The 18,170-nt window shown below is 71.3% G+C and carries 14 protein-coding genes and 1 pseudogene; 4 read left to right on the forward strand and 11 right to left on the reverse strand.

The genetic code is table 11. From position 1 onward, the window contains the following. Positions 1 to 14 precede the first annotated feature (14 nt). Together D7V97_RS01800 and D7V97_RS45660 are read left to right on the forward strand one after the other, a co-directional pair. A complete protein-coding gene (locus tag D7V97_RS01800; protein ID WP_120608840.1) occupies positions 15 to 5,162 on the forward strand; it encodes a non-ribosomal peptide synthetase in 5,148 nt (1,715 codons plus the stop codon). Between the two features lie 192 nt (positions 5,163 to 5,354). Continuing rightward, positions 5,355 to 5,480, forward strand: a pseudogene (locus D7V97_RS45660) (DUF5953 family protein); the annotation flags it as partial. Positions 5,481 to 5,547: 67 nt separating this feature from the next. Here D7V97_RS45660 and D7V97_RS01805 read toward each other — a convergent pair. Then, positions 5,548 to 6,759: a S8 family serine peptidase gene (locus tag D7V97_RS01805; RefSeq protein ID WP_120608841.1), complete on the reverse strand. Its 1,212-nt coding sequence runs from the start codon at positions 6,757 to 6,759 to the stop codon at positions 5,548 to 5,550. Positions 6,760 to 6,927: 168 nt separating this feature from the next. Here D7V97_RS01805 and D7V97_RS01810 point away from each other — a divergent pair, with 168 nt between their 5' ends. Then, positions 6,928 to 8,526 carry an alkaline phosphatase family protein gene (locus D7V97_RS01810; protein ID WP_158623245.1) on the forward strand — a complete coding sequence of 533 codons (1,599 nt, stop codon included), beginning with the start codon at positions 6,928 to 6,930 and terminating at the stop codon, positions 8,524 to 8,526. A gap of 54 nt (positions 8,527 to 8,580) precedes the next feature. Beyond that, positions 8,581 to 9,258 carry an O-methyltransferase gene (locus D7V97_RS01815; RefSeq protein WP_120608843.1) on the forward strand — a complete coding sequence of 226 codons (678 nt, stop codon included), beginning with the start codon at positions 8,581 to 8,583 and terminating at the stop codon, positions 9,256 to 9,258. Here the strand turns inward: D7V97_RS01815 and D7V97_RS01820 are convergent. From D7V97_RS01820 to D7V97_RS01865, 10 genes are all read right to left on the reverse strand, one after another. Beyond that, entirely contained in the window at positions 9,239 to 10,162 is a 924-nt protein-coding gene (locus tag D7V97_RS01820) for a LysR family transcriptional regulator (RefSeq protein WP_120608844.1), read from the reverse strand. The two genes, D7V97_RS01815 and D7V97_RS01820, sit on opposite strands and share 20 nt — an antisense overlap. 25 nt (positions 10,163 to 10,187) lie before the next feature. Next, entirely contained in the window at positions 10,188 to 10,859 is a 672-nt protein-coding gene (locus D7V97_RS01825; protein ID WP_120608845.1) for an O-methyltransferase, read from the reverse strand. 80 nt (positions 10,860 to 10,939) lie between these two features. Next, positions 10,940 to 13,099, reverse strand: coding sequence for a M13 family metallopeptidase (locus D7V97_RS01830; RefSeq protein ID WP_120608846.1), 2,160 nt, complete (start codon positions 13,097 to 13,099; stop codon positions 10,940 to 10,942). 114 nt (positions 13,100 to 13,213) lie between these two features. Next, complete coding sequence (locus D7V97_RS01835; protein ID WP_120608847.1) at positions 13,214 to 13,711, reverse strand: DUF2243 domain-containing protein; 498 nt, start codon at positions 13,709 to 13,711, stop codon at positions 13,214 to 13,216. Then, positions 13,708 to 13,917, reverse strand: a complete 210-nt coding sequence (locus D7V97_RS01840; protein WP_120608848.1) for a hypothetical protein — start codon at positions 13,915 to 13,917, stop codon at positions 13,708 to 13,710. Before D7V97_RS01840 ends, D7V97_RS01835 begins: the two co-directional genes overlap by 4 nt. A 189-nt stretch (positions 13,918 to 14,106) precedes the next feature. After that, positions 14,107 to 14,538, reverse strand: coding sequence for an excinuclease ATPase subunit (locus D7V97_RS01845; RefSeq protein ID WP_120608849.1), 432 nt, complete (start codon positions 14,536 to 14,538; stop codon positions 14,107 to 14,109). 17 nt (positions 14,539 to 14,555) lie between these two features. Continuing rightward, positions 14,556 to 15,794 carry a beta-ketoacyl-ACP synthase gene (locus D7V97_RS01850; protein WP_120608850.1) on the reverse strand — a complete coding sequence of 413 codons (1,239 nt, stop codon included), beginning with the start codon at positions 15,792 to 15,794 and terminating at the stop codon, positions 14,556 to 14,558. Continuing rightward, complete coding sequence (gene fabG / locus D7V97_RS01855) at positions 15,791 to 16,522, reverse strand: 3-oxoacyl-ACP reductase FabG (RefSeq protein WP_120608851.1); 732 nt, start codon at positions 16,520 to 16,522, stop codon at positions 15,791 to 15,793. The genes D7V97_RS01850 and fabG overlap by 4 nt, the downstream gene beginning before the upstream one ends. Next, a complete protein-coding gene (locus tag D7V97_RS01860; protein WP_233582457.1) occupies positions 16,515 to 16,982 on the reverse strand; it encodes a hotdog family protein in 468 nt (155 codons plus the stop codon). The genes fabG and D7V97_RS01860 overlap by 8 nt, the downstream gene beginning before the upstream one ends. Continuing rightward, positions 16,982 to 18,163, reverse strand: coding sequence for a beta-ketoacyl-ACP synthase (locus tag D7V97_RS01865; RefSeq protein ID WP_120608852.1), 1,182 nt, complete (start codon positions 18,161 to 18,163; stop codon positions 16,982 to 16,984). The genes D7V97_RS01860 and D7V97_RS01865 overlap by 1 nt, the downstream gene beginning before the upstream one ends. Positions 18,164 to 18,170 lie beyond the last annotated feature (7 nt).

Below are 18,170 nucleotides of genomic sequence, written 5' to 3' on the forward strand. Positions count from 1 at the left end.
TTCCAGGAGCTCCCTTGCCCCCCACGCCCCCGTCCGCCCTGGTGACAGGAACCGAGTACGAACGCCTGCTCTCCAGCCTCCGTCTGAAGAGTCCCTGGGCGCTCGAGGGTCACACCCCGGAGGAGGTGCGCAGGGTGCTGGATGGCGGAGCGCAGGCTGCCCGCGTGCAGGGCGGAAGGGTCGACCATGGACCGTGGCGTTCGGTGGTGGACGTCATCGCCGCGCAGTGCAGGCGGCATGCCGACCGCGTCGCGCTCTCGGAGGGTGCCTCTGAAACCACCTATGCGCGGCTGGAGGAGCGGACCTGTGCCCTGGCCGCCAGCCTGCGGGCCCGGGGCATCGGGCGCGGAGACGTGGTCGCGGTGGTGCTGGAGCGGGGCCCTGCCTTCGTCGAACTCGCCATCGCCGTCTGGCGCGTGGGTGCGGCCTATCTGCCCCTGGCGCCGTCACATCCCCAGGCGTGGCGCGAGGACATCCTTCGCAGGGTCGGCGCGGCGCTCGTGGTGGGCTCGCCAGCCAGCGAGGTGCCGGGGGTGCCCTTCCTGGAGTCGGGTGCCGACGTGGGCTCCGGCGTGGCGGCCGTGGAGGACACGGCGCTTGTCCCGGAGGATCTCGCATACATCATCTGCACGTCGGGTTCGACGGGCGAGCCCAAGCTGGTGATGACCGAGCATCGCGGCGTCGCCAACCTCCTCCATGCGCAGCGGGACTTCCTGGGGGCGTTGGGGCCGGACACACGGGTGCTGCAGTTCTTCCACCCGTCGTTCGATGCCTCCCTGTTCGATCTGCTGATGGCGCTGCCCAACGGAGGCCGGCTGGAGACACTGGATGCGTCGCCGCTCTCCGGAGCGCCGCTGGCCCACGTGCTGGTAGACCGGCGCATCACCCACGCGGTGCTGCCCGCGACGGTCCTGCGCACGCTGCAACCGGGCGGCTTCCCCGACCTCCAGGTGGTGATGAGCACCGGGGACGTGTGCCTTCCGGAGACGGCCCGGCAGTGGGGCGCGCACCACCGCTTCGTCAACGGCTATGGCCCGACGGAGGTGACGGTGGCCAGCACGCTCCATGCGGTGCACGCCGTGGAGGGGGAGCGCGTGCCCATTGGCCGCCCCCTCTCCAACGACCACGTGGTCATCCTCGATGAGCACCTCCGCCTCGTCCCCGACGGGGTGCCGGGCGAGCTGTGCATTGGCGGGGAAGGTGTCGGGCGCGGGTATCTGGGGCGGCCCGCCCTTACCGCCGAGCGGTTCATTCCGGATGCGTTCGGTCCGGTGCCGGGAGGGCGGCTGTACCGCAGCGGCGACCTGGGCCGGTGGTTGCCGGACGGCACGCTGGAGTTCCTGGGCCGGCGCGACGACCAGGTGAAGATTCGCGGCGCGCGCATCGAGCTGGGCCAGGTGGAAGCGGCCCTGGCCGCGCTACCGGACGTGCGGGACGCGGTCGCCCTCATCGACGACACGCGGGAGCGCCTGCTGGGCTACGTGATGCCCGTCACCGGAGCGGCGCTGTCCGGCGACGCGGTGCGCGCGGAGCTTCGACGCAGTCTGCCCGGCTACCTGGTGCCGGATGTCGTGGTCGTGGTGGAGCTCTGGCCCCTGAACACCAGCGGCAAGGTGGACCGGGCGCGGCTGCCCCGCCCCCCACGCGCGGAGCGGACGGACTACCAGCCGCCGGAGTCGCCCGGCGAAGTGGCGCTGGCGGCAATCGCCGCGGCGCTGCTCGGGATGGAGCGGGTGGGGCGCGATGACAACCTGTTCGAGCTGGGAGGGCACTCGCTGTTCGCCACCCAGCTCGTGGCCCGGGTGCGACGTGTGCTGGGCGCGCAGTTGGAATTGAGCGCGGTGCTCCAGACCCCCACGGTGGCCCGGCTCGCGGCGCGCTTGAAGGAGGCGCAGGGTGGGGTGGACCTGGGCCCTCGGGGCGGCGCCGCGGGAATGGCGCTCACGCCTTCGTTTGGCCAGGAGCGGGTGTGGCTGATGCACAAGCTCAACCCGGACGCGCGGGCCTACCACACGCAGGCGGTGTTCCGTCTCGCGGGCGCGCTGGACCTCGCCGCGCTGCACGCGAGCCTCACCGACATCGTGCGTCGCCACGACGTGATGCGCTCCCGCTTCCCCGAAGTGGATGGAGAGCTGCGGTGTGAGCTGGAAGCCCCGTGGGAGGTGGAGCTCCCCCTCCAGGACTTCAGCGGCGTGGACGAAGCGCTGCTGGCCACCCGGGTGGCGGAGGCTGTCCGGGACGCGGTGCAGGCCCCGTTCGCGCTCGCCGAAGGCCGGCCCTTCCGCTGGCGGCTGCTGCGACTGGGCGCGCAGGAGCACCTCTTCGTGCACGTCGAACACCACATCGTGCACGACGGCTGGTCCTTCAACGTCTTCGTGCGCGAGCTGCTCAACGGCTACGCCGAACATGTTCGCCACGGCCAGGTGCGACGCCCCGCGCTGGCGGTGCAGTACTCTGATTATGCGCGCTGGCAGCGGGAGTGGGTGGGGACCGAGGCCGCAGCGGCGCAGCGCCGCTTCTGGCGTCAGGAATTGGAGGGCGCGGAGACCCGGCTCCAGCTCCCCCGCCGCGCGGCTCCCGGCGGAAGACGGTTTCGTGGGGTGGCGCCCCGGGTGGAGCTGGACGGCGACCTCGCGCGCCGCCTCCAGGCCCTGGCGGACCGCAACCACGCGTCCCTCTTCACCACGCTCCTCTCCGCGTTCTTCGTCCTCCTGCACCGGTACACCGGCTCCCAGGATCTGCTCGTCGGCTCCTCGGTCGCCAACCGGCGCTGGCAGGACACCGAGGGCATGCTGGGCATGTTCATCAACACGGTCGTACTGCGGGGCCGGCTGGACGGGGACCCTTCGTTCGAGGAGTTCCTGGCGCGGATGCGGCGCACCACGCTGGAGGTCTATGACCACCAGGAGCTGCCCTATGAGCAGATCTTCGCGCAGTCGCCCGCGCGGCATCAGGGTGGCTTCAATCCGTTGATCCAGACGATGTTCAACTTCCACGACTCGTCGGTGGGCACGCTCGACGCGTCACCCCTCGACGTCTCCTTCGTGGAGGGACTGGGCAACGGCTCGGCCAAGTTCGAGCTGTCCGTCGTCGCGGTGCCGCTCTACGCCGAACCGGGGCACATCCAACGGCTGGCCGGGGACGTGGTGAGCATTCCCCGTTCGGAGGCCCCCGTGCGCTCCAGTCCCCGCTCTTCCCTGAGCGGCATCCTGCTCTCGTGGGAGTTCGACTCCGACCTCTTCGAGGACTTCTTCATCACCGGCATGCTGTCCGCGTATCAGCAGCTGTTGCGCTCCATCACCGACGCGCCGGACACCCGCGTGTCCAGGCTGTCGCTGCTGAACGACGCGGACCGGCGCGCACTCGTCAGCGTGGGCCCACGCCAGGAGGCCCCCTCGTACCGGGTGCCCGACCTGTTCGCCCGCTGGACCCGCCGCGCGCCCGACGCCCCCGCGGTGAGGTCCGGCGACCGCGTGCTGACCTATGCCGAGCTGACGCGTCGGGCGGAGCACCTGGCGCACCACCTGCGCGGCCTGGGCGTCGGCCGTGAGGCGCTCGTGGCGGTGTGCATCCCCCGCTCGGCGGAGCTGGTCGTGGCCCAACTGGGAATCCTCATGGCGGGGGCGGCCTTCTTGTCGCTGGATCCAGGCGCTCCTGCCGCCTGGCTGGAGCCGCTCATGCAGGAGGCCGGGGCCCGCGCCCTGGTCACGACGGCGGTGCTGGCGGGCCGGCTCACCGGCCTGCCCACCGTCGTGCTGGATGCGCTGCCCCCGGCGTCGTCCGGGCCGCCGCTGCCGGAGGGGAGTCCGTCGGACCTCGCCTACGTCCTCTACACGTCCGGGTCGACGGGCAGACCCAAGGGCGTTCAAATCGAGCATCACTCGGTCGTGTCCTTGCTGTACCGGACGGCCCTGGCCGAGGACCTGGGACCTGGCAAGACGATGCTGGCGATGGCGTCGGTGTCCTTCGATATCTCGGTGCTGGAGGTCTGGGGCGCGCTGCTCAACGGCGCCGCGGTCCACTTCCTGCCGCCGGGCTGGGACGTGCCGGGGCTGGCCCGCTGTCTCATCGACCAGCGCATCACGCATGCGGTGATCCCCCCCGTGGTGCTGCCCCGGTTGGCGGCCGACGCTCCGGAGGCCTTCGCCGCCCTGGACCGCGTGGTGGTGGGCGGGGATGTCTTCCCCGTGGAGGCGTTCCGCACGCTCCAGCGCGGAGGCTTCACGAAGGTGACGAACGGCTACGGCCCCACGGAGATCACCGTCATGGCCAGCGGACACCGGCTCGACGACGGGCTCGACCCCGAAGCCACCCACGTGCCCATCGGGCGACCGCTGTTCAATGCCCACCTCGTGGTGCTCGACGCGCACGGGCAGGTGGCTCCGCCGGGCGCCGTGGGGGAGCTCTGCATCGGTGGGGCCGGTGTCGCGAGGGGCTACCGCGACCTGCCGGACCTCACCGCCGAGCGGTTCGTGCCGGATCCCTTCGGGTCACATCCGGGTGCGCGGCTCTATCGCAGTGGGGACCTGGCCCGGTGGTTGCCCGGAGGCGTCATCGAGTTCCTGGGCCGCCGTGATGAACAGGTGAAGGTCCGTGGCGTCCGGGTGGAGCTGGCCGAGGTGCGTGCCGCCCTGGCCGCGCATCCCGGCGTGGTGGATGCCCTCGCGCGCGTCGACTCGCGCGGGGAGGAGCCTTGCCTCGTGGGCTATGTCGTGGCCGGGTCGGCAACCCCGGTGTCGGCGCAGGCCGTGCGCGAGGACCTGGCGCGCAGGGTGCCGGCGCATCTGGTGCCTTCGGAGGTCGTCGTCCTGGAGTCCTGGCCGCTGACTCCGAACGGGAAGGTGGACCGCTCGCGGCTGCCCGCGACCGACCGGCGCCCGGACGCGCCCTACACGGCGCCGGGGACCGAGGCCGAGGTCCGCGTCGCGGCGGTGGTCTCCGAACTCCTGGGCGTGAGCCGGGTGGATGTCCATGAGAGTCTGCTCGCGCTCGGCATGCATTCGTTGCAGGCGATGCGGCTGGCCTCTCGGCTGAGCCGGATGGTGGGACGGGAGGTCGGGCTCGCCACGATCCTCACCGGGCCGACCATCGCGCAGCTGGCCCACGCGCTCGCCGAGGCCCCGGTCGCCAAGCCACTCATCAAGAGGCTGCCACGCGGATGACGACCGCGTTCCCGATGTCGTTCGCCCAGCAGCGACTGTGCTTCCTGCACCGGATGGACCCCACCATTCCACACTGCCAGGGTTCCCGCACCTGTCGCCCGCGGCGGCGGCACGGCAGGGGAGGCCGCTGGCCTTCTTCCTTCGCCCTGATGCGGAGTACCGGGTGCAGCGGGCCATGGGGCGAGCCGTACTGCGATGGATGGGTGGGTGGTCCGGCTCACGGATGCGCCGCTCGACCTGGACAACCCAGCCCACCTGGACGCGCTCATGCGAGCCTACGAGCGCTTCTTGGAGATTGGCGGACGCTCAGCGCCATGAACTCGCAGGTCACGAGCCCCACCTGGTACCAGGGGACCCGATCCTCCTGCGAGGCTTCAATCAGGGCTCAGCGCGTGGCGACGGTCGTCTCCGGCTTCGGCTCCACGGTGGCCTTCGCGGCGGCGATGGCGGCGTTGATGTCCAGCTTGCCGCCGGTGATGACCTTGCCCTTCAGGTCCGTGTCCAGCTCCACGGTCTTGAGGAGGAGGTCGCGCACCTGCACGGCCGTGAGGTCCGGGTTCTCCGCGAACATGCGCGCGGCGGTGGCGGCCACCGTGGGCGTCGCCATGGAGGTGCCGCTCATCTCCTCCCACTGGTTGCCCGGCACGGTGCTGAGCACGTCCTCGCCCACCGCGGCCAGGTCCACCACCTTGTCGCCGTGCGACGAGTAGCTGGCCAGCTTGTCGTTCTTCTTGTCCATCGACGCCACGGTGATGACGTTGGGCAGGTCGATGTTCGCCGGCATGTCCGGCACGTTGTTCATGTTGCTGCCATTGCCGTTGGCCGTGGCCGCGACGAGCAGGATGTCCGCGTCCGCCAGCTTCTGCACCGCCGCCGTCCAGCGCTTCTGCGACGCGGCGTCGCGGTACGAATCGCCGAAGCTCGCGTTGGCGGCGCGGATGTTCACGCCGTGCTCGGTCTTCATCTTCACCAGGTAGTCCACCGAGCGCTCGAAGTTGGTGAGCAGGTCGGCGCCGTCGTACAGGCCGCCCACGCTCAGCACCTTGGCCTTGCCCGCGGCGATGCCGGTGTTGCCCTGGCCGTTGTCCTCGGCGGCGATGATGCCCGCCACGTGCGTGCCGTGGTCCGTGCCCTCGCCCTTGAACGGGTCGCCGCCGCCGTCGCCCACGTTGAAGCCGTGCACGTCGTCCTTCACGCCGTTGCCGTCGTTGTCGAGCCCGTCGCCCGCGACTTCACCCGGGTTCGTCCACATCGCGTCGTCCAGGTCGGTGTGCTTGAAGTCCACGCCGCCGTCGATGACCGCGATGACAGGCTCGCCCGTGAGCTTGGGCTTCTCCTTCGACGGATCGACCTTGTTCGCGCCCGGCTTCACCGGGACGTTGGAGGATCCGTAGGTGAAGGCCGACGCCGGCACGCTGGCGCCCGGAGGCGTGGGGCGGCCCTTCGGGCGGTCCACGAAGTTGCTGGGGCGCGCACCCCGGGTGTCGAAGCCGTCACGCACCGTCAGGGCCTTGGCCTTCGGCGCCTGCGCGGAGGAGGACTCGCTGGTACGGGCGGTGGGGCCAACGGACGCGGGGGGCTTGCGGTGGATTTCCATGATGAACCTCCGTGGGGGGCGGAGCGACCTTCGACTCCCACATTGTCGCAGCGCGCCATCCAAAGTTTCCTCGCCCCGGAAGACATCGAACGGTTCGATGGCTCGCCTCGAACCTATCGATTGGACCTGGGGGGCCCGGCGCGGCCAGTCTCCGCTCCCATGACGCCCATGATTCGACGCTGCGTGCGGTGGGGGACCCTGGCGGTCCTGGGGTTGGGCCTGGCCTGCACCCGGGCCGCAAGCGTGCCCGCGAGCCCTCCGGCGCGACCGTCGCTCGTCGTGCTCGTGGTGGTGGACGGGCTGCGCTACGCGGACGTGGAGCGCTGGCGCGAGCGCTTCGGGCCGGGCGGCTTCCGGCGCCTCCTGGAAGGCGGCGTGGTGTTCGACGCCGCCCGCTACCCGTACGCGACGACACAGACGTGCGTGGGGCATGCGACCGTGGCGACGGGCACGCTGCCGGAGCGCCACGGCATCGTCGCCAACACCTGGTACGACCGGGAGGCGGGCGCGAAGGTGAGCTGCGTGCTCGACGCGGAGAGCCCGTCGCTGGACGGCTCGGGCGGCGCCGGTGTGTCCCCGAAGCGGCTGGGCATGCCGACGTTGGGGGATGCGCTGCTCGGCGCGCGTCCGTCATCGCGGGTGCTGGCGGTGGCGCTCAAGGACCGCGCGGCCGTGATGATGGCGGGCCACCGGGGGACCGCGTTCTGGTGGGGCAAGGAGGGCTTCACGACGAGCCGTCACTACGCCCAGGCCCTGCCGGAGTTCGTGGCCACCTGGAACGCGGGGCGGCCCCAGGTCGCGGGCACGTCCTGGGAGCGGAGCGCGGCTCCGGCGCTGTACGCGCAGCTCGGGCCGGACGACGACGTGCACGAGCTTCCGCCGCAGGGCTTCGGGCGCGTCTTCCCGCACCTCATTCCTCCGGGCGATGGCTTCCTCTACACGCCGTCCGGCGCGGATCAGCTCCTGGACTTCGGCCTCGCCGCCGTGCGCGCGGAGCACCTGGGGACGCGGCCCGGCGCGGTGGACCTGCTCGCGGTGGGCCTCTCCACGGTGGACATGGTGAACCACGCCTATGGGCCCGACAGCCACGAGGCGCTGGACACGTTGCTGCGCGTGGACCGCGCGCTCACGGGCTTCCTGTCCGCGCTGGACCAGGAGGTCGGCGCGGAGCGCGTGCTCGTGGCGCTCACCGCCGACCATGGGATGGGCAGCGCACCGCAGCCGGGTGGGCGACTGGACGGCGCGCGGGTGACGCAGGCGTTGGAGGCGGCGCTCGATGCCGCGTACGGAGAAGAGACGTGGGTGCAGGCCTTCACCACGCCCTACGTCTACCTGCGCCCGGAGGCCCTGGCGGCGCGAGGCGTGCGGCGGGAGGACGCGCTCGCGGTGGGGGCGAGGGCCATTGGCGCGCTGCCGGGAGTCGCGCAGGTGCTCACCGACACGCAGGCCCAATCCCATGACAGTCGAGGCCTGACGCCCGCCGTGCGCGCCTCGTACTTCGCTCCCCGGGCCGGCGACCTCACCGTCCTGCCCGTGTCCGGCGTGCTCCTCGCGCCCGACGCGGACTGCGCCGGCTGGCATGGCGCGCCCTATGAATATGATCAACACGTGCCATTGATGCTGGCCGGCCCGGGCCTCAAGCCCGCGCGCCATGCCCGACCCGTGTCGCCCGCGGACGTCGCGCCCACCCTGGCAGCCTGGCTCCAGGTGCCCCTGCCCGAGGCCACCGGAACGCCGCTCCCCGAGGCAACACCTCCCGCACGCTGAGGTCGCGCGGGCAGGGTGGGGGCGTTAGAGACGGTCCATTTCAAGGGAGGACCCATGAGCCAGGAACAATGGAACGCGGTTGACCGCTACATCACCGACCACCTGGTGGCGCCGGACGCCGTGCTGGACGCGGCACTGGAGGCGAGCGCGAAGGCAGGGCTGCCCGCCATCAACGTGGCGCCGAACCAGGGCAAGCTGTTGATGCTCCTCGCCCAGCTCCACGGCGCCCGCCGCATCCTCGAGGTGGGCACGCTGGGCGGCTACAGCACCCTGTGGCTCGCGCGGGCGCTGCCTCCTGGTGGCCGCGTCATCACGCTGGAGGCGGTGCCGAAGCACGCGGAGGTCGCCCGGGAGAACATCGCCCGCGCGGGCCTGTCCGACGTGGTGGAGGTCCGGGTGGGCAGCGCCATCGACACGCTGCCCCAGCTGGAGAAGGAAGGGCAGGCGCCGTTCGACCTGACGTTCATCGACGCGGACAAGGCACGCACGGCGGACTACTTCGCGTGGGCGCTCAAGCTGTCGCGCAAGGGCAGCCTGATCATCACCGACAACGTCGTGCGCAAGGGCGCCGTCATCGACGCGGCGAACACCGACGCGAACATCCAGGGCATGCGCCGCTTCTACGAGGCCGTGGCCGCGGAGCCCCGCGTGAGCGCCACCGCCGTGCAGACGGTGGGCAGCAAGGGCTACGACGGGTTCGCGCTCGCGCTCGTCACCGGCGACCCGAAGTAGCGCCGCCCGCCACGTCCTCCCAGAGCGCCTTCACACCGCGCCGCAACCAGACGTGCGCGGGATCGTGGTCGAACCGGGGATGCCACGCCTGGGCGACGACGAGCCCGCCCAGCTCCAGCGGCACGGGGCGCTCACGCACGGGCATCAGCGCCGCCGCGGTCCGCGCGAACACGGAGGGCACCACGGTGATGGCGTGGGTCCGCGCGACGAGCGCCGCCGCCGCGAGCAGGTTGGGCACCACGCTCGTCACCCGGCGGACGTGGCCGTGCTGCTCCAGCACCGCATCCAACGGCGTGCGCAGCTTCCCGCGTCGGGACACGACGACGTGCTCGGCGCGGGCGAAGCGCTCCAGCGTCAGCCGGCCCCGGGCGAGCGGGGACGCGCGCCCCACGAGCCCCACGAAGGTGGCCTCGCCCAAGCGCTGCACACGGATCTCCGGGCCCAGCGCGCCCTGGACGCCGATGTCCAGGTCCACGTCCCCGTCGCGCAGCGCCTCCACGTCCTCCGTGCCTTCGGACACGAAGCGCAGCGTCAGCCCGGGCGCCTCCTCGCGCGCCCGTTGGTAGAGCGCGGCACCCAGCGACGGGATGATGCCGTCGTTCACCCGCAGCGACAGCGTGCGCGTCAGCTCGGCCGGCGCGGTGGGCGTCCCGGGGCCCAGCAGGGTGCTGGCCTGTTGGACGACGGCGCGCACCTGCTCCTGGAGCGCCAGGGCACGGGGCGTGGGGACGAGGCCCCGCCCCGCGCGTACGAACACGGGGTCGCCCAGCGCGTCGCGGATGCGGGTGAGGGTGCGGCTCATGGCCGGCGCGCTCAGGTGGAGCCGGTCGGCGGCGCGCGCCACGCTGCCCTCGCGCAGGAGGGCGTCGAGCGCCACGAGCAGGTTGAGGTCCAGGTCCGCCATCCGCGCGATACTAGCCGCGAGCCCTTCAGGCGGTGCGTACGGCGAGGAGGCAGTCGTCGTCGTCCCAGGGCAGCGACACCGTGACGTAGCCGTGCTCCGGCCGCGCGAGGTGCGCCGCGAACTCCGGGCTCATCTTCACGTTGTCAGCAACGAGGATGGCCCCGGGCCCAAGCCTCGGCTCCAACAGCCGCAGCAGCGGGAGGTAGAGCGGCTTGGCGCCATCGAACAGCACCAGGTCGATGCCGTCCGGCACGTCGCTCCGCAGCGTGTCCAACGCGTCGCCCTCGCGGAACTCCACCAGGTCCACGAGGCCCGCGGTGGTGAGGTGCTCCTTCGCACGCCGCACCTTCGCGGGCTCGAACTCCGTGGTGATGAGCCGGCCGCCTCCGCCGTCGCGCAGCGCCGCCGCGAGGTGGAGCGTGGAGATGCCGAACGACGTGCCGAACTCCACCACCGTCTTCGCCCGCCTCGCGCGCGTCAGGGCATAGAGCAGCCGGCCCAGCTCCTGGGATACGGGCAGGTAGGCGTCCGCGACGTTCGCGTAGAACGCCCGGTAGTCCTGGTGCAGCGCCTTCGACATCGCCTCCGGCGACAGCGACCGGAAGGGCGCGAGCACCGCGGCGTCGGTCTTCCGGGCGTCCGCGAAGAGGTGGGAGAGCAGGGTGGAGACAGGGGGCGAATGCAGGGTGTTGGTCATGTCCCCACAGTGCGTCCCCCCAGCCCTTCGCTACCAGTGCACCGGACGCACGGTGTCCGTGCCTCCGGTGCACGCGGGCACTACCAGATCTTCACGTGCTTCTCGGGCGGCAGGTAGAGGCCCTGCCCGGGCTTCACGTCGAAGGCCTGGTACCACGCGTCCACGTTGCGCACGGTGGCGGTGCGGAACGGGCCCGGTGAGTGGCCATCCGTCACCAGCAGCCGGCGCAGGAGCGCTTCGCGGTACTTGTTGCGCCACACCTGGGCGAAGCCCATGAACAGGCGCTGCTCGCCGGTGAAGCCCTCCAGCGTGGGCGAGGGCTTGCCGCCCAGCGACATCACGTACGCGTCAAGCGCGATGGAGATGCCGCCCACGTCGGCGATGTTCTCGCCCAGGGTCAGCTCGCCGTTCACCGCCACGTCGGGCAGCGGGTGGTAGGTGCTGAACTGCGCCGCGAGCGCCTTGCCGGCGGCCTTGAACTGCTCCAGGTCCTTGGGCGTCCACCAGTTGGCCAGCTTGCCCTGCGCGTCGAACTGCGCGCCCACGTCGTCGAAGCTGTGGATGATCTCGTGGCCGATGACGGAGCCGATGCCGCCGTAGTTCACCGCCGGATCCGCGTTGGGGTCGAAGAAGGGCGGCTGGAGGATGGCGGCCGGGAAGATGATGGAGTTCTGCTGCGGCGAGTTGAGCGCGTTGACCTCCTGCGGCGTCATGAACCACTCCATCCGGTCCACGGGCTTGCCCAGCTTCGCGACGTTGCGGTGGTACTCGAAGAGGTTCGCGCGCTCGGCGTTGCCGAAGGCATCCCCCTTCACGATCTCCAGCGCGGAGTAGTCGCGCCAGGTGTCCGGGTGCCCGATGCCCACCTGCACCGTGCCCAGCTTCTCCTTGGCGCGGGCCTTGGTCTCCGGCGACATCCACTCCAGCGCGTCGATGTGGCGGCCCAGCGCGGCCAGGATGTTGCGCACCATCACGTCCGCCTCGGCCTTGGCCTGGGGCGGGAAGTGCTTCGCCACGTAGCGCTTGCCCACGGCCTCACCCAGCGCGTTGTTGGTGAAGTCCACGCCGCGCTTCCATCGCTCGCGCAGCTTCTGCGTGCCGGAGAGCGTCTTGCCGCTGAACTCGAAGGCCTCGTCCACGAACGCCTTGGGCAGGTTCTGGGTGCCCTGCACGATGGCGTGGAACGCCAGGTAGTCCTTCCACGTCTGGAGCGGCTCGCTGCCCACGAGCTTCGAGATGCCGATGAGCGCGCTCGGCTGCCAGACGATGAAGTCCGCCTGCTGGGAGAGCCCCGCGCCCGCGAACCACGCCGTCCAGTCCAGGCCGGGCGCCTTCTTCGCGAAGTCCGTCTGCTTCCAGGGGTTGTTCGTCTTGGCCACGTCCTGCGTGTCCTGGGCGGCCCAGTGCGCCTGGGCGATCTTCTTCTCCAGGCCGTAGATGGCGCGGGCCTTCGCCTCGGCGTCGGGGATGCCCGCGTTCTTCAGCTGCGCGGCGATGTGCTTCTGGTACTTCTCCCGCACCTCTTTGAAGCGCGGCGTGTCCTTCAGGTAGAAGTCGCGGTCCGGCAGCAGCAGGCCGCCCTGGAGGAGGTACGCGGCATAGCGGCGGGGGTCGTTCAGGTCCTCCGCCACCCACAGGCCGAAGAGGCGTGGGGTGCTGGTCTGCCCGGTGTTGAGCGCGTCCACGTCCGCGCGCAGCGTGGTGCCCAGCAACTGGGACAGGTCCTTGCGGTTGGCGACCGCCGTGATGCGCTCCAACTCCGGCTTGAGCGGAGTGATGCCCTTGGACTCGATGGCGGCCTCGTCCATGTAGCTGGCGTAGAAGTCGCCCAGCTTGCGCTCCTCGCTGCCCGGCGCGGCGTCCGACTTCGCGGCGGCCTCCAGCAGGTCGCGCGTCTGCTTCGAGGCCTCTTCCGCCAGCTTCGTGAACATGCCCATGGACGAGCGTTCGGCGGGGATCTCCGTCGTGTCCAGCCACTTGCCGTTGACGTAGCGGTAGAAGTCGTCGCCCGGCTTCACGGACGGATCCATCCCGGGCGTGTCGATTCCGAAGCTTCCGTAGACGGGCTTGGGCGGGGCAGGGGCCGCGGGCGGCGGCGTGGGCGCGGCGGCCGGCGTGGAGGTCGGCGGAGCGGCCTTCTCGGCGGGCGCCGAGGACGCACAGGCGGTGATGAGCGCGGACGCATAGACGCCGAGCGTCATGCGCGCGACGCCAAACGGCGGTCTGGAACGGGACGTCATGGAAGCTCCTGGATGGACCCCAACGGGGTGGCGCACTCTGGCGCACGGGGCGGCGCCGCCAACAGCCCAAACGGCGCTTTCATCCCAGGAAGCCCGTGAAAGGGACGGCCCCGCTCACCGCCCCGGGACGGCGGCCCCCCGGGGCGTGGCGTCCTCGCTGCCGGCCCGCACCAGCCCGCCGCCCACGAGCAGCAATCCCAGACCGAAGGCGAGGAACCCCAGGTCCCACGCCAGCTCACCCGTGCCGGGGTGCACGTGGTGCACGCCGAGGAGCTGGTGATCGATGATGCCTTCCACGACGTTGAACAGGCCCCAGCCTCCCAGCAGGCACCCGGCGAAGGTGGCCGTGGACCAGGGCACGTCCGTGCGCTGCCCCGCGCGCCACAGGAGCACCAGCCCCCCGAAGGTCATCAGCCAGGTGAAGGCGTGGAAGAGCCCGTCCCAGAACATATTCACCTTGGCGTTCACCAGGGTGTCCGGGGGCAGGTGGCTGGAGAGCATGTTGTGCCATTGCAGGATTTGATGGAGCACGATGCCGTCGACGAAGCCTCCCAGCCCCACGCCCAGCAGCAGCCCCGCGGACAGCAGCGGCCCCCGTTGCATGCGGTTCATCGGCGCGCCCCCCCGGGCCGCATGACGTGCACCCGGGCCGCGACGAAGAGGATGACGCCGAAGGGCAGCAGCGTGATGGCCAGCCGGCCCCAGAAGTGCTCGTTGAAGATGCCGGCCTGCACCAGCGGGCGGCACGTCTCGCACGCGAGCACCGTGCCGCTCGCGAGCAGCGCGCCGAGGAACGTGAGGGGGTCTGTCCTGCTCATGCGAGGCACCTCCGCGAAGCGTCGTGGAAGCGCACACGCTAGCCGTGGCGCGAAGCGGGTCCGCGCCACGTTCCGGACGGCGTCCGCTATCCGCCAACACCCCTGTCCTTGAAGCCGGGGAGGGGCGGGGCGCCGGGGCCGCATGTGTCTGGCAACGAGCGTTCGAGGAGGCTTGCCGGCGCGGCGGGACTACTTCCCGACGGTGGCGTAGTCGCCCTTGAGCGCGACGCCCGCGACCATGGTGCCCGCGTGGCACTCGATCTCGGTGGCGCTCTTGGACTCCACCTTCTTGTAGTAGCTCACGAGGTTGACCACCGCGTTGGCGCCGTTCTTCTTCGCGCCCTCCTGCAGGGTGATGAGCGCGGAGAGCGCGGCCCACTTGCAGGCGAACTCGTCCGACTTGCCCACGGCGTTGGTCTTCTTGTTCGTCACTTCATTGCCCAGCGTCTTCTTCACCGCGGGCGTCTTCTGGCCATCCAGGTAGAACTTCACCGTGCCGTCCAGCTTCTCCTTCGCCTCGGGCAGCGCCAGGACATCCGCCAGCTTGACCTTCACGACGGTGTCACGCGCCAGCGCGGGGCTCGCGGCCGTCAGCGCCAGCAACAGGAGGGCATTCTTCATCGCGGGTTCTCCAGGCATCAGGGCCAGCGGCGGAAGATCAACGACGTGTTGATGCCACCGAAGGCGAAGTTGTTGGTCATCACCAGGTCCGTCTTCAAGGGACGGCCCTCGCCCATGACATAGTCCAGGGGCGCGCACTTCGGATCCACGGAGTCCGCGTCCAGGTGCAGCGTGGGCGCGAACCAGTCCGAGCGCATCATCTGGAGGCTCATCCACGCCTCAAGGGCGCCGCAGGCCCCCAGCGTGTGGCCCATGTAGCTCTTGAGCGAGGAGATGGCGACCTTCTCCCCGAAGACCGCGAGCGTGGCCGCGCTCTCCGCGACGTCGCCCGTGTCCGTGGCCGTGCCGTGCGCGTTGACGTACGGGATGGCGGAGGCCGGGACGCCCGCGTCCTCCAGGGCCAGCCGCATCGCCTGCGCCATGGTGTCCGCGTTGGGCTGGGTGACGTGGCGGCCGTCGCTGTTGGTGCCGTAGCCCAGCAGCTCCGCGTGGATGGTCGCGCCGCGCGCCCGGGCGTGCTCCAGCTCCTCCAGCACCAGCGTGCACGCGCCTTCGCCCAGCACCAGCCCGTCGCGCTGGGCATGGAAGGGCCGGGGCGATTCGTGCGGCGCCTCGTTGTGCTTCGTGCTGGTGGCGAAGAGGGTGTCGAAGACGGCGGCGCCGGTGGCGTCCAGCTCCTCCGCGCCGCCCGCGAGCATCGCCACCTGCCGGCCCAGCTTGATGGCCTCGTACGCGTAGCCGATGCCCTGGCTGCCGGAGGTGCACGCGCTGGAGGTGGTGATGATGCGCCCGGTGATGCCGAAGAAGACGCCGATGTTCACCGCCGCCGTATGGGACATCATCCGCAGGTACGTCGTCGCGGTGATGCCCTCGGTGGTCTTCTCGGTGATCATCTTCCCGAAGTCGCCCATGTTCTCCGGCGTCCCCGCGGACGAGCCGTAGGCGATGCCCAGCTTCCCGCTCTTCACCAGCGGGTCGCCCAGCAGGCCCGCGTCCTGGAGCGCCAGCTCGCTGGCCCGCGTGGCCATCAGCGCCACGCGGCCCATGGTGCGCGTCGTCTTGCGCGAGTACGTGGACGACGGCAGTTCGAACGGCGCGGCGGGCGCGCCCAGCCGCGTGTGCAGGCCCTGGTACTGCTTCCAGCCCTCCATCACCCGGACGGCGTTCTGGCGCCCGCGCAGCCGCGCCTCCACCGTCCGCCAGTCGTGGCCCAGGGGGCTCAGGGCCCCCACTCCGGTGACGACCACGCGCCTCATCCGACCATTCCCCCGTTCACGGAGATCACCTGACGCGTGATGTAGCCGGCGTCCTCGGCCATGAGGAAGCTCACCGCGGCGGCGACCTCCTCGGGCTTCCCCACCCGGCGGGCGGGGATGAGCTTCAGCGCCTCCTCCACGACCTCCGGCGGCAGCATCTCCGTGTCGATGAGGCCCGGGGCCACGCAGTTGACGGTGATGTCGCGCTTGGCCAGCTCCACCGCGAGCGCCTTCGTCGCGCCGATGATGCCCGCCTTCGCGGCGCTGTAGTTCACCTGGCCCCGGTTGCCCATCAGGCCGGACACCGACGCCAGCGTGACGATGCGGCCCGGCTTCTTGCGGCGCACGAGCGGCATCGTGAGCGGGTTGAGCACGTTGTAGAACGCGTCCAGGTTGGTGTGGATGACGCTGTCCCATTCGTCGGGCGTCATCGCCGGGAAGGCGTTGTCGCGCGCGATGCCCGCGTTGCACACCACGCCGTAGTAGCAGCCGTGGGCCTCCACGTCGGCCAGCAGCGCGGCTTGCGTCCCCGCGCGGTCCGACACGTCGAACTGGAGCACGCGCGCCTCCCGCCCCGCGTCGCGCACGAGCGCCGCCACGGCGTCCGCTTCCTCGCGCCGGCTGCGGCAGTGCACCACGACGTCGAAGCCGTCCCGCGCCAGGCGCAGCGCGATGGCGCGGCCGATGCCCCGGCTGGAGCCCGTCACCAGCACCGTCTTGTCACCCATCTGTGTTGCCCCTCCTCACGACGTCCTGCCCGGCGGGCGGCTCGAACACCGTCAGCGCCGCCGTGGCCACCGTCTCCGTCCCGATGGTGATGGTGCAGTCGAACTGGCCCAGCCCGTTGTCCGCGAAGAACTGGCGGTGCACTTCGATGCGCAGGCACTCCCCGGGCTGGAAGGCGGGGCGGCTGCACTCGTAGCGGCGCGTGCCCAGCAGGAAGCCCACCTTGGGCGTCTCCCCGCGAAGCCGCGCATGCCAGCCGGCCCACGCGGCCACGGCCTGCGCCATGTACTCGATGCCCACCCAGCCGCCCACGGCGCCGTCGACGAAGAACAGGCTGTCCTCGCGCACCGTCACTTCCGCGAGCAGCGTCTCCGCGTCGCCTTCCAGCGCGCGGTCGAGCAGCCGCATGCGTCCGCCATGGGGCACGAGGTCCGCGATGGGCAGGTCGATGGGGGTGCGCATCAGGCGTTCTCCAGCACGAGGGCCGCGTTGCTGCCCCCGAAGGCGAACGAGTTGCTCAGCACCGAGCGCACCGGCCGCCCCAGCGCCTCGCCCGGCTTCACCAACGCCAGCGCCGGCAGGGTGGGGTCCGCGTCGCCGTCCCAGAAGTGCGGGGGCAGCTTGCCTTGAGGGTTGTCCACCAGCGTGAGCCACCCGAAGGCGGCCTCCAGCGCACCCGAGGCCCCCAGCGTGTGGCCGGTGAGCGGCTTGGTGGAGCTGGCCTTCACGCCCGGGCCCAGCAGCGTGTGCACCGCGCGGCTCTCCATGGCGTCGTTCTGCACCGTCGCGGTGCCATGCAGGTTCACGTAGTCCACGTGCTCAGGGGACAGCCCCGAGCGCGTGAGCGCCTCGCGGATGGCGGCGATGGCGCCCCGGCCCGCGGGCTCCGGCGCGGAGATGTGGTGCGCGTCGGAGGACTCGCCCCAGCCGGAGAGGCGCACCGGCCCCGGCTCGCGCGTCATCAGGAACAGCGCCGCGGCCTCGCCGATGTTGATGCCGTGGCGGTGGACACTCATCGGGTTGCAGCGCTCCTCGCTCACCGAGTCCAACGAGCGGAAGCCCGCGACGGTGAAGCGGCACAGCGAATCCACGCCGCCCGTCAGCACCGCGTCCACCGTGCCCGCGCGCAGCAGCCGCGCCGCACTGGCGAGGGCCTTGGCGCTGGAGGAGCACGCGGTGGAGATGACGTAGGACGGCCCGGCGAGCCCCAACAGGTGCGTGAGCGCGAGCGCCGGCGCGCCCAATTCCTGCTGGCACAGGTGGAAGGACGCGGACAGCTGGCCCGTGGCGAGGTGGTCCGCGATGGCGCCTTCACCCTCGCCGATGCCGGAGGTGCTCGTGCCCAGCACCACCGCCACGCGCTCTGGACCGAACCGGGCGATGGCGGCGTCCACGCCAGCGCGCACCTGGGCGAGCGCGGTGAGCAGCAGCGCGTTGTTGCGGCTGTGCTGGGCTCGGGGCAGCGCGTCCTGGGCCGTGAGCGGAGCGGTGACGACGCCCAGGTGGAGCGGCCGGTCCGCGAACCCGGCGTGGGAGGCCACGCCGGAGGGGGTGGTCGCGAAGAGGGCTCGCGCCACCTCATGCTTCCCGGAACCCAGGGCGCAGACGAGGCCGAGCTCGTTGAGGAAGACGGGAGGCATCATGGAGACA

The organism is Corallococcus sp. CA053C, assembly GCF_003611675.1.
Classification (GTDB): Bacteria; Myxococcota; Myxococcia; order Myxococcales; family Myxococcaceae; genus Corallococcus.

Bases quoted from the DNA above. Each gene is read 5' to 3' on its own strand.
- D7V97_RS01805 (WP_120608841.1), bottom strand. From the start codon at position 6,759: ATGGAAATCCACCGCAAGCCCCCCGCGTCCGTTGGCCCCACCGCCCGT.
- D7V97_RS01810 (WP_158623245.1), top strand. From the start codon at position 6,928: ATGATTCGACGCTGCGTGCGGTGGGGGACCCTGGCGGTCCTGGGGTTG.
- D7V97_RS01815 (WP_120608843.1), top strand. From the start codon at position 8,581: ATGAGCCAGGAACAATGGAACGCGGTTGACCGCTACATCACCGACCAC.
- D7V97_RS01820 (WP_120608844.1), bottom strand. From the start codon at position 10,162: ATGGCGGACCTGGACCTCAACCTGCTCGTGGCGCTCGACGCCCTCCTG.
- D7V97_RS01825 (WP_120608845.1), bottom strand. From the start codon at position 10,859: ATGACCAACACCCTGCATTCGCCCCCTGTCTCCACCCTGCTCTCCCAC.
- D7V97_RS01830 (WP_120608846.1), bottom strand. From the start codon at position 13,099: ATGACGTCCCGTTCCAGACCGCCGTTTGGCGTCGCGCGCATGACGCTC.
- D7V97_RS01835 (WP_120608847.1), bottom strand. From the start codon at position 13,711: ATGAACCGCATGCAACGGGGGCCGCTGCTGTCCGCGGGGCTGCTGCTG.
- D7V97_RS01840 (WP_120608848.1), bottom strand. From the start codon at position 13,917: ATGAGCAGGACAGACCCCCTCACGTTCCTCGGCGCGCTGCTCGCGAGC.
- D7V97_RS01845 (WP_120608849.1), bottom strand. From the start codon at position 14,538: ATGAAGAATGCCCTCCTGTTGCTGGCGCTGACGGCCGCGAGCCCCGCG.
- D7V97_RS01850 (WP_120608850.1), bottom strand. From the start codon at position 15,794: ATGAGGCGCGTGGTCGTCACCGGAGTGGGGGCCCTGAGCCCCCTGGGC.
- fabG (WP_120608851.1), bottom strand. From the start codon at position 16,522: ATGGGTGACAAGACGGTGCTGGTGACGGGCTCCAGCCGGGGCATCGGC.
- D7V97_RS01860 (WP_233582457.1), bottom strand. From the start codon at position 16,982: ATGCGCACCCCCATCGACCTGCCCATCGCGGACCTCGTGCCCCATGGC.
- D7V97_RS01865 (WP_120608852.1), bottom strand. From the start codon at position 18,163: ATGATGCCTCCCGTCTTCCTCAACGAGCTCGGCCTCGTCTGCGCCCTG.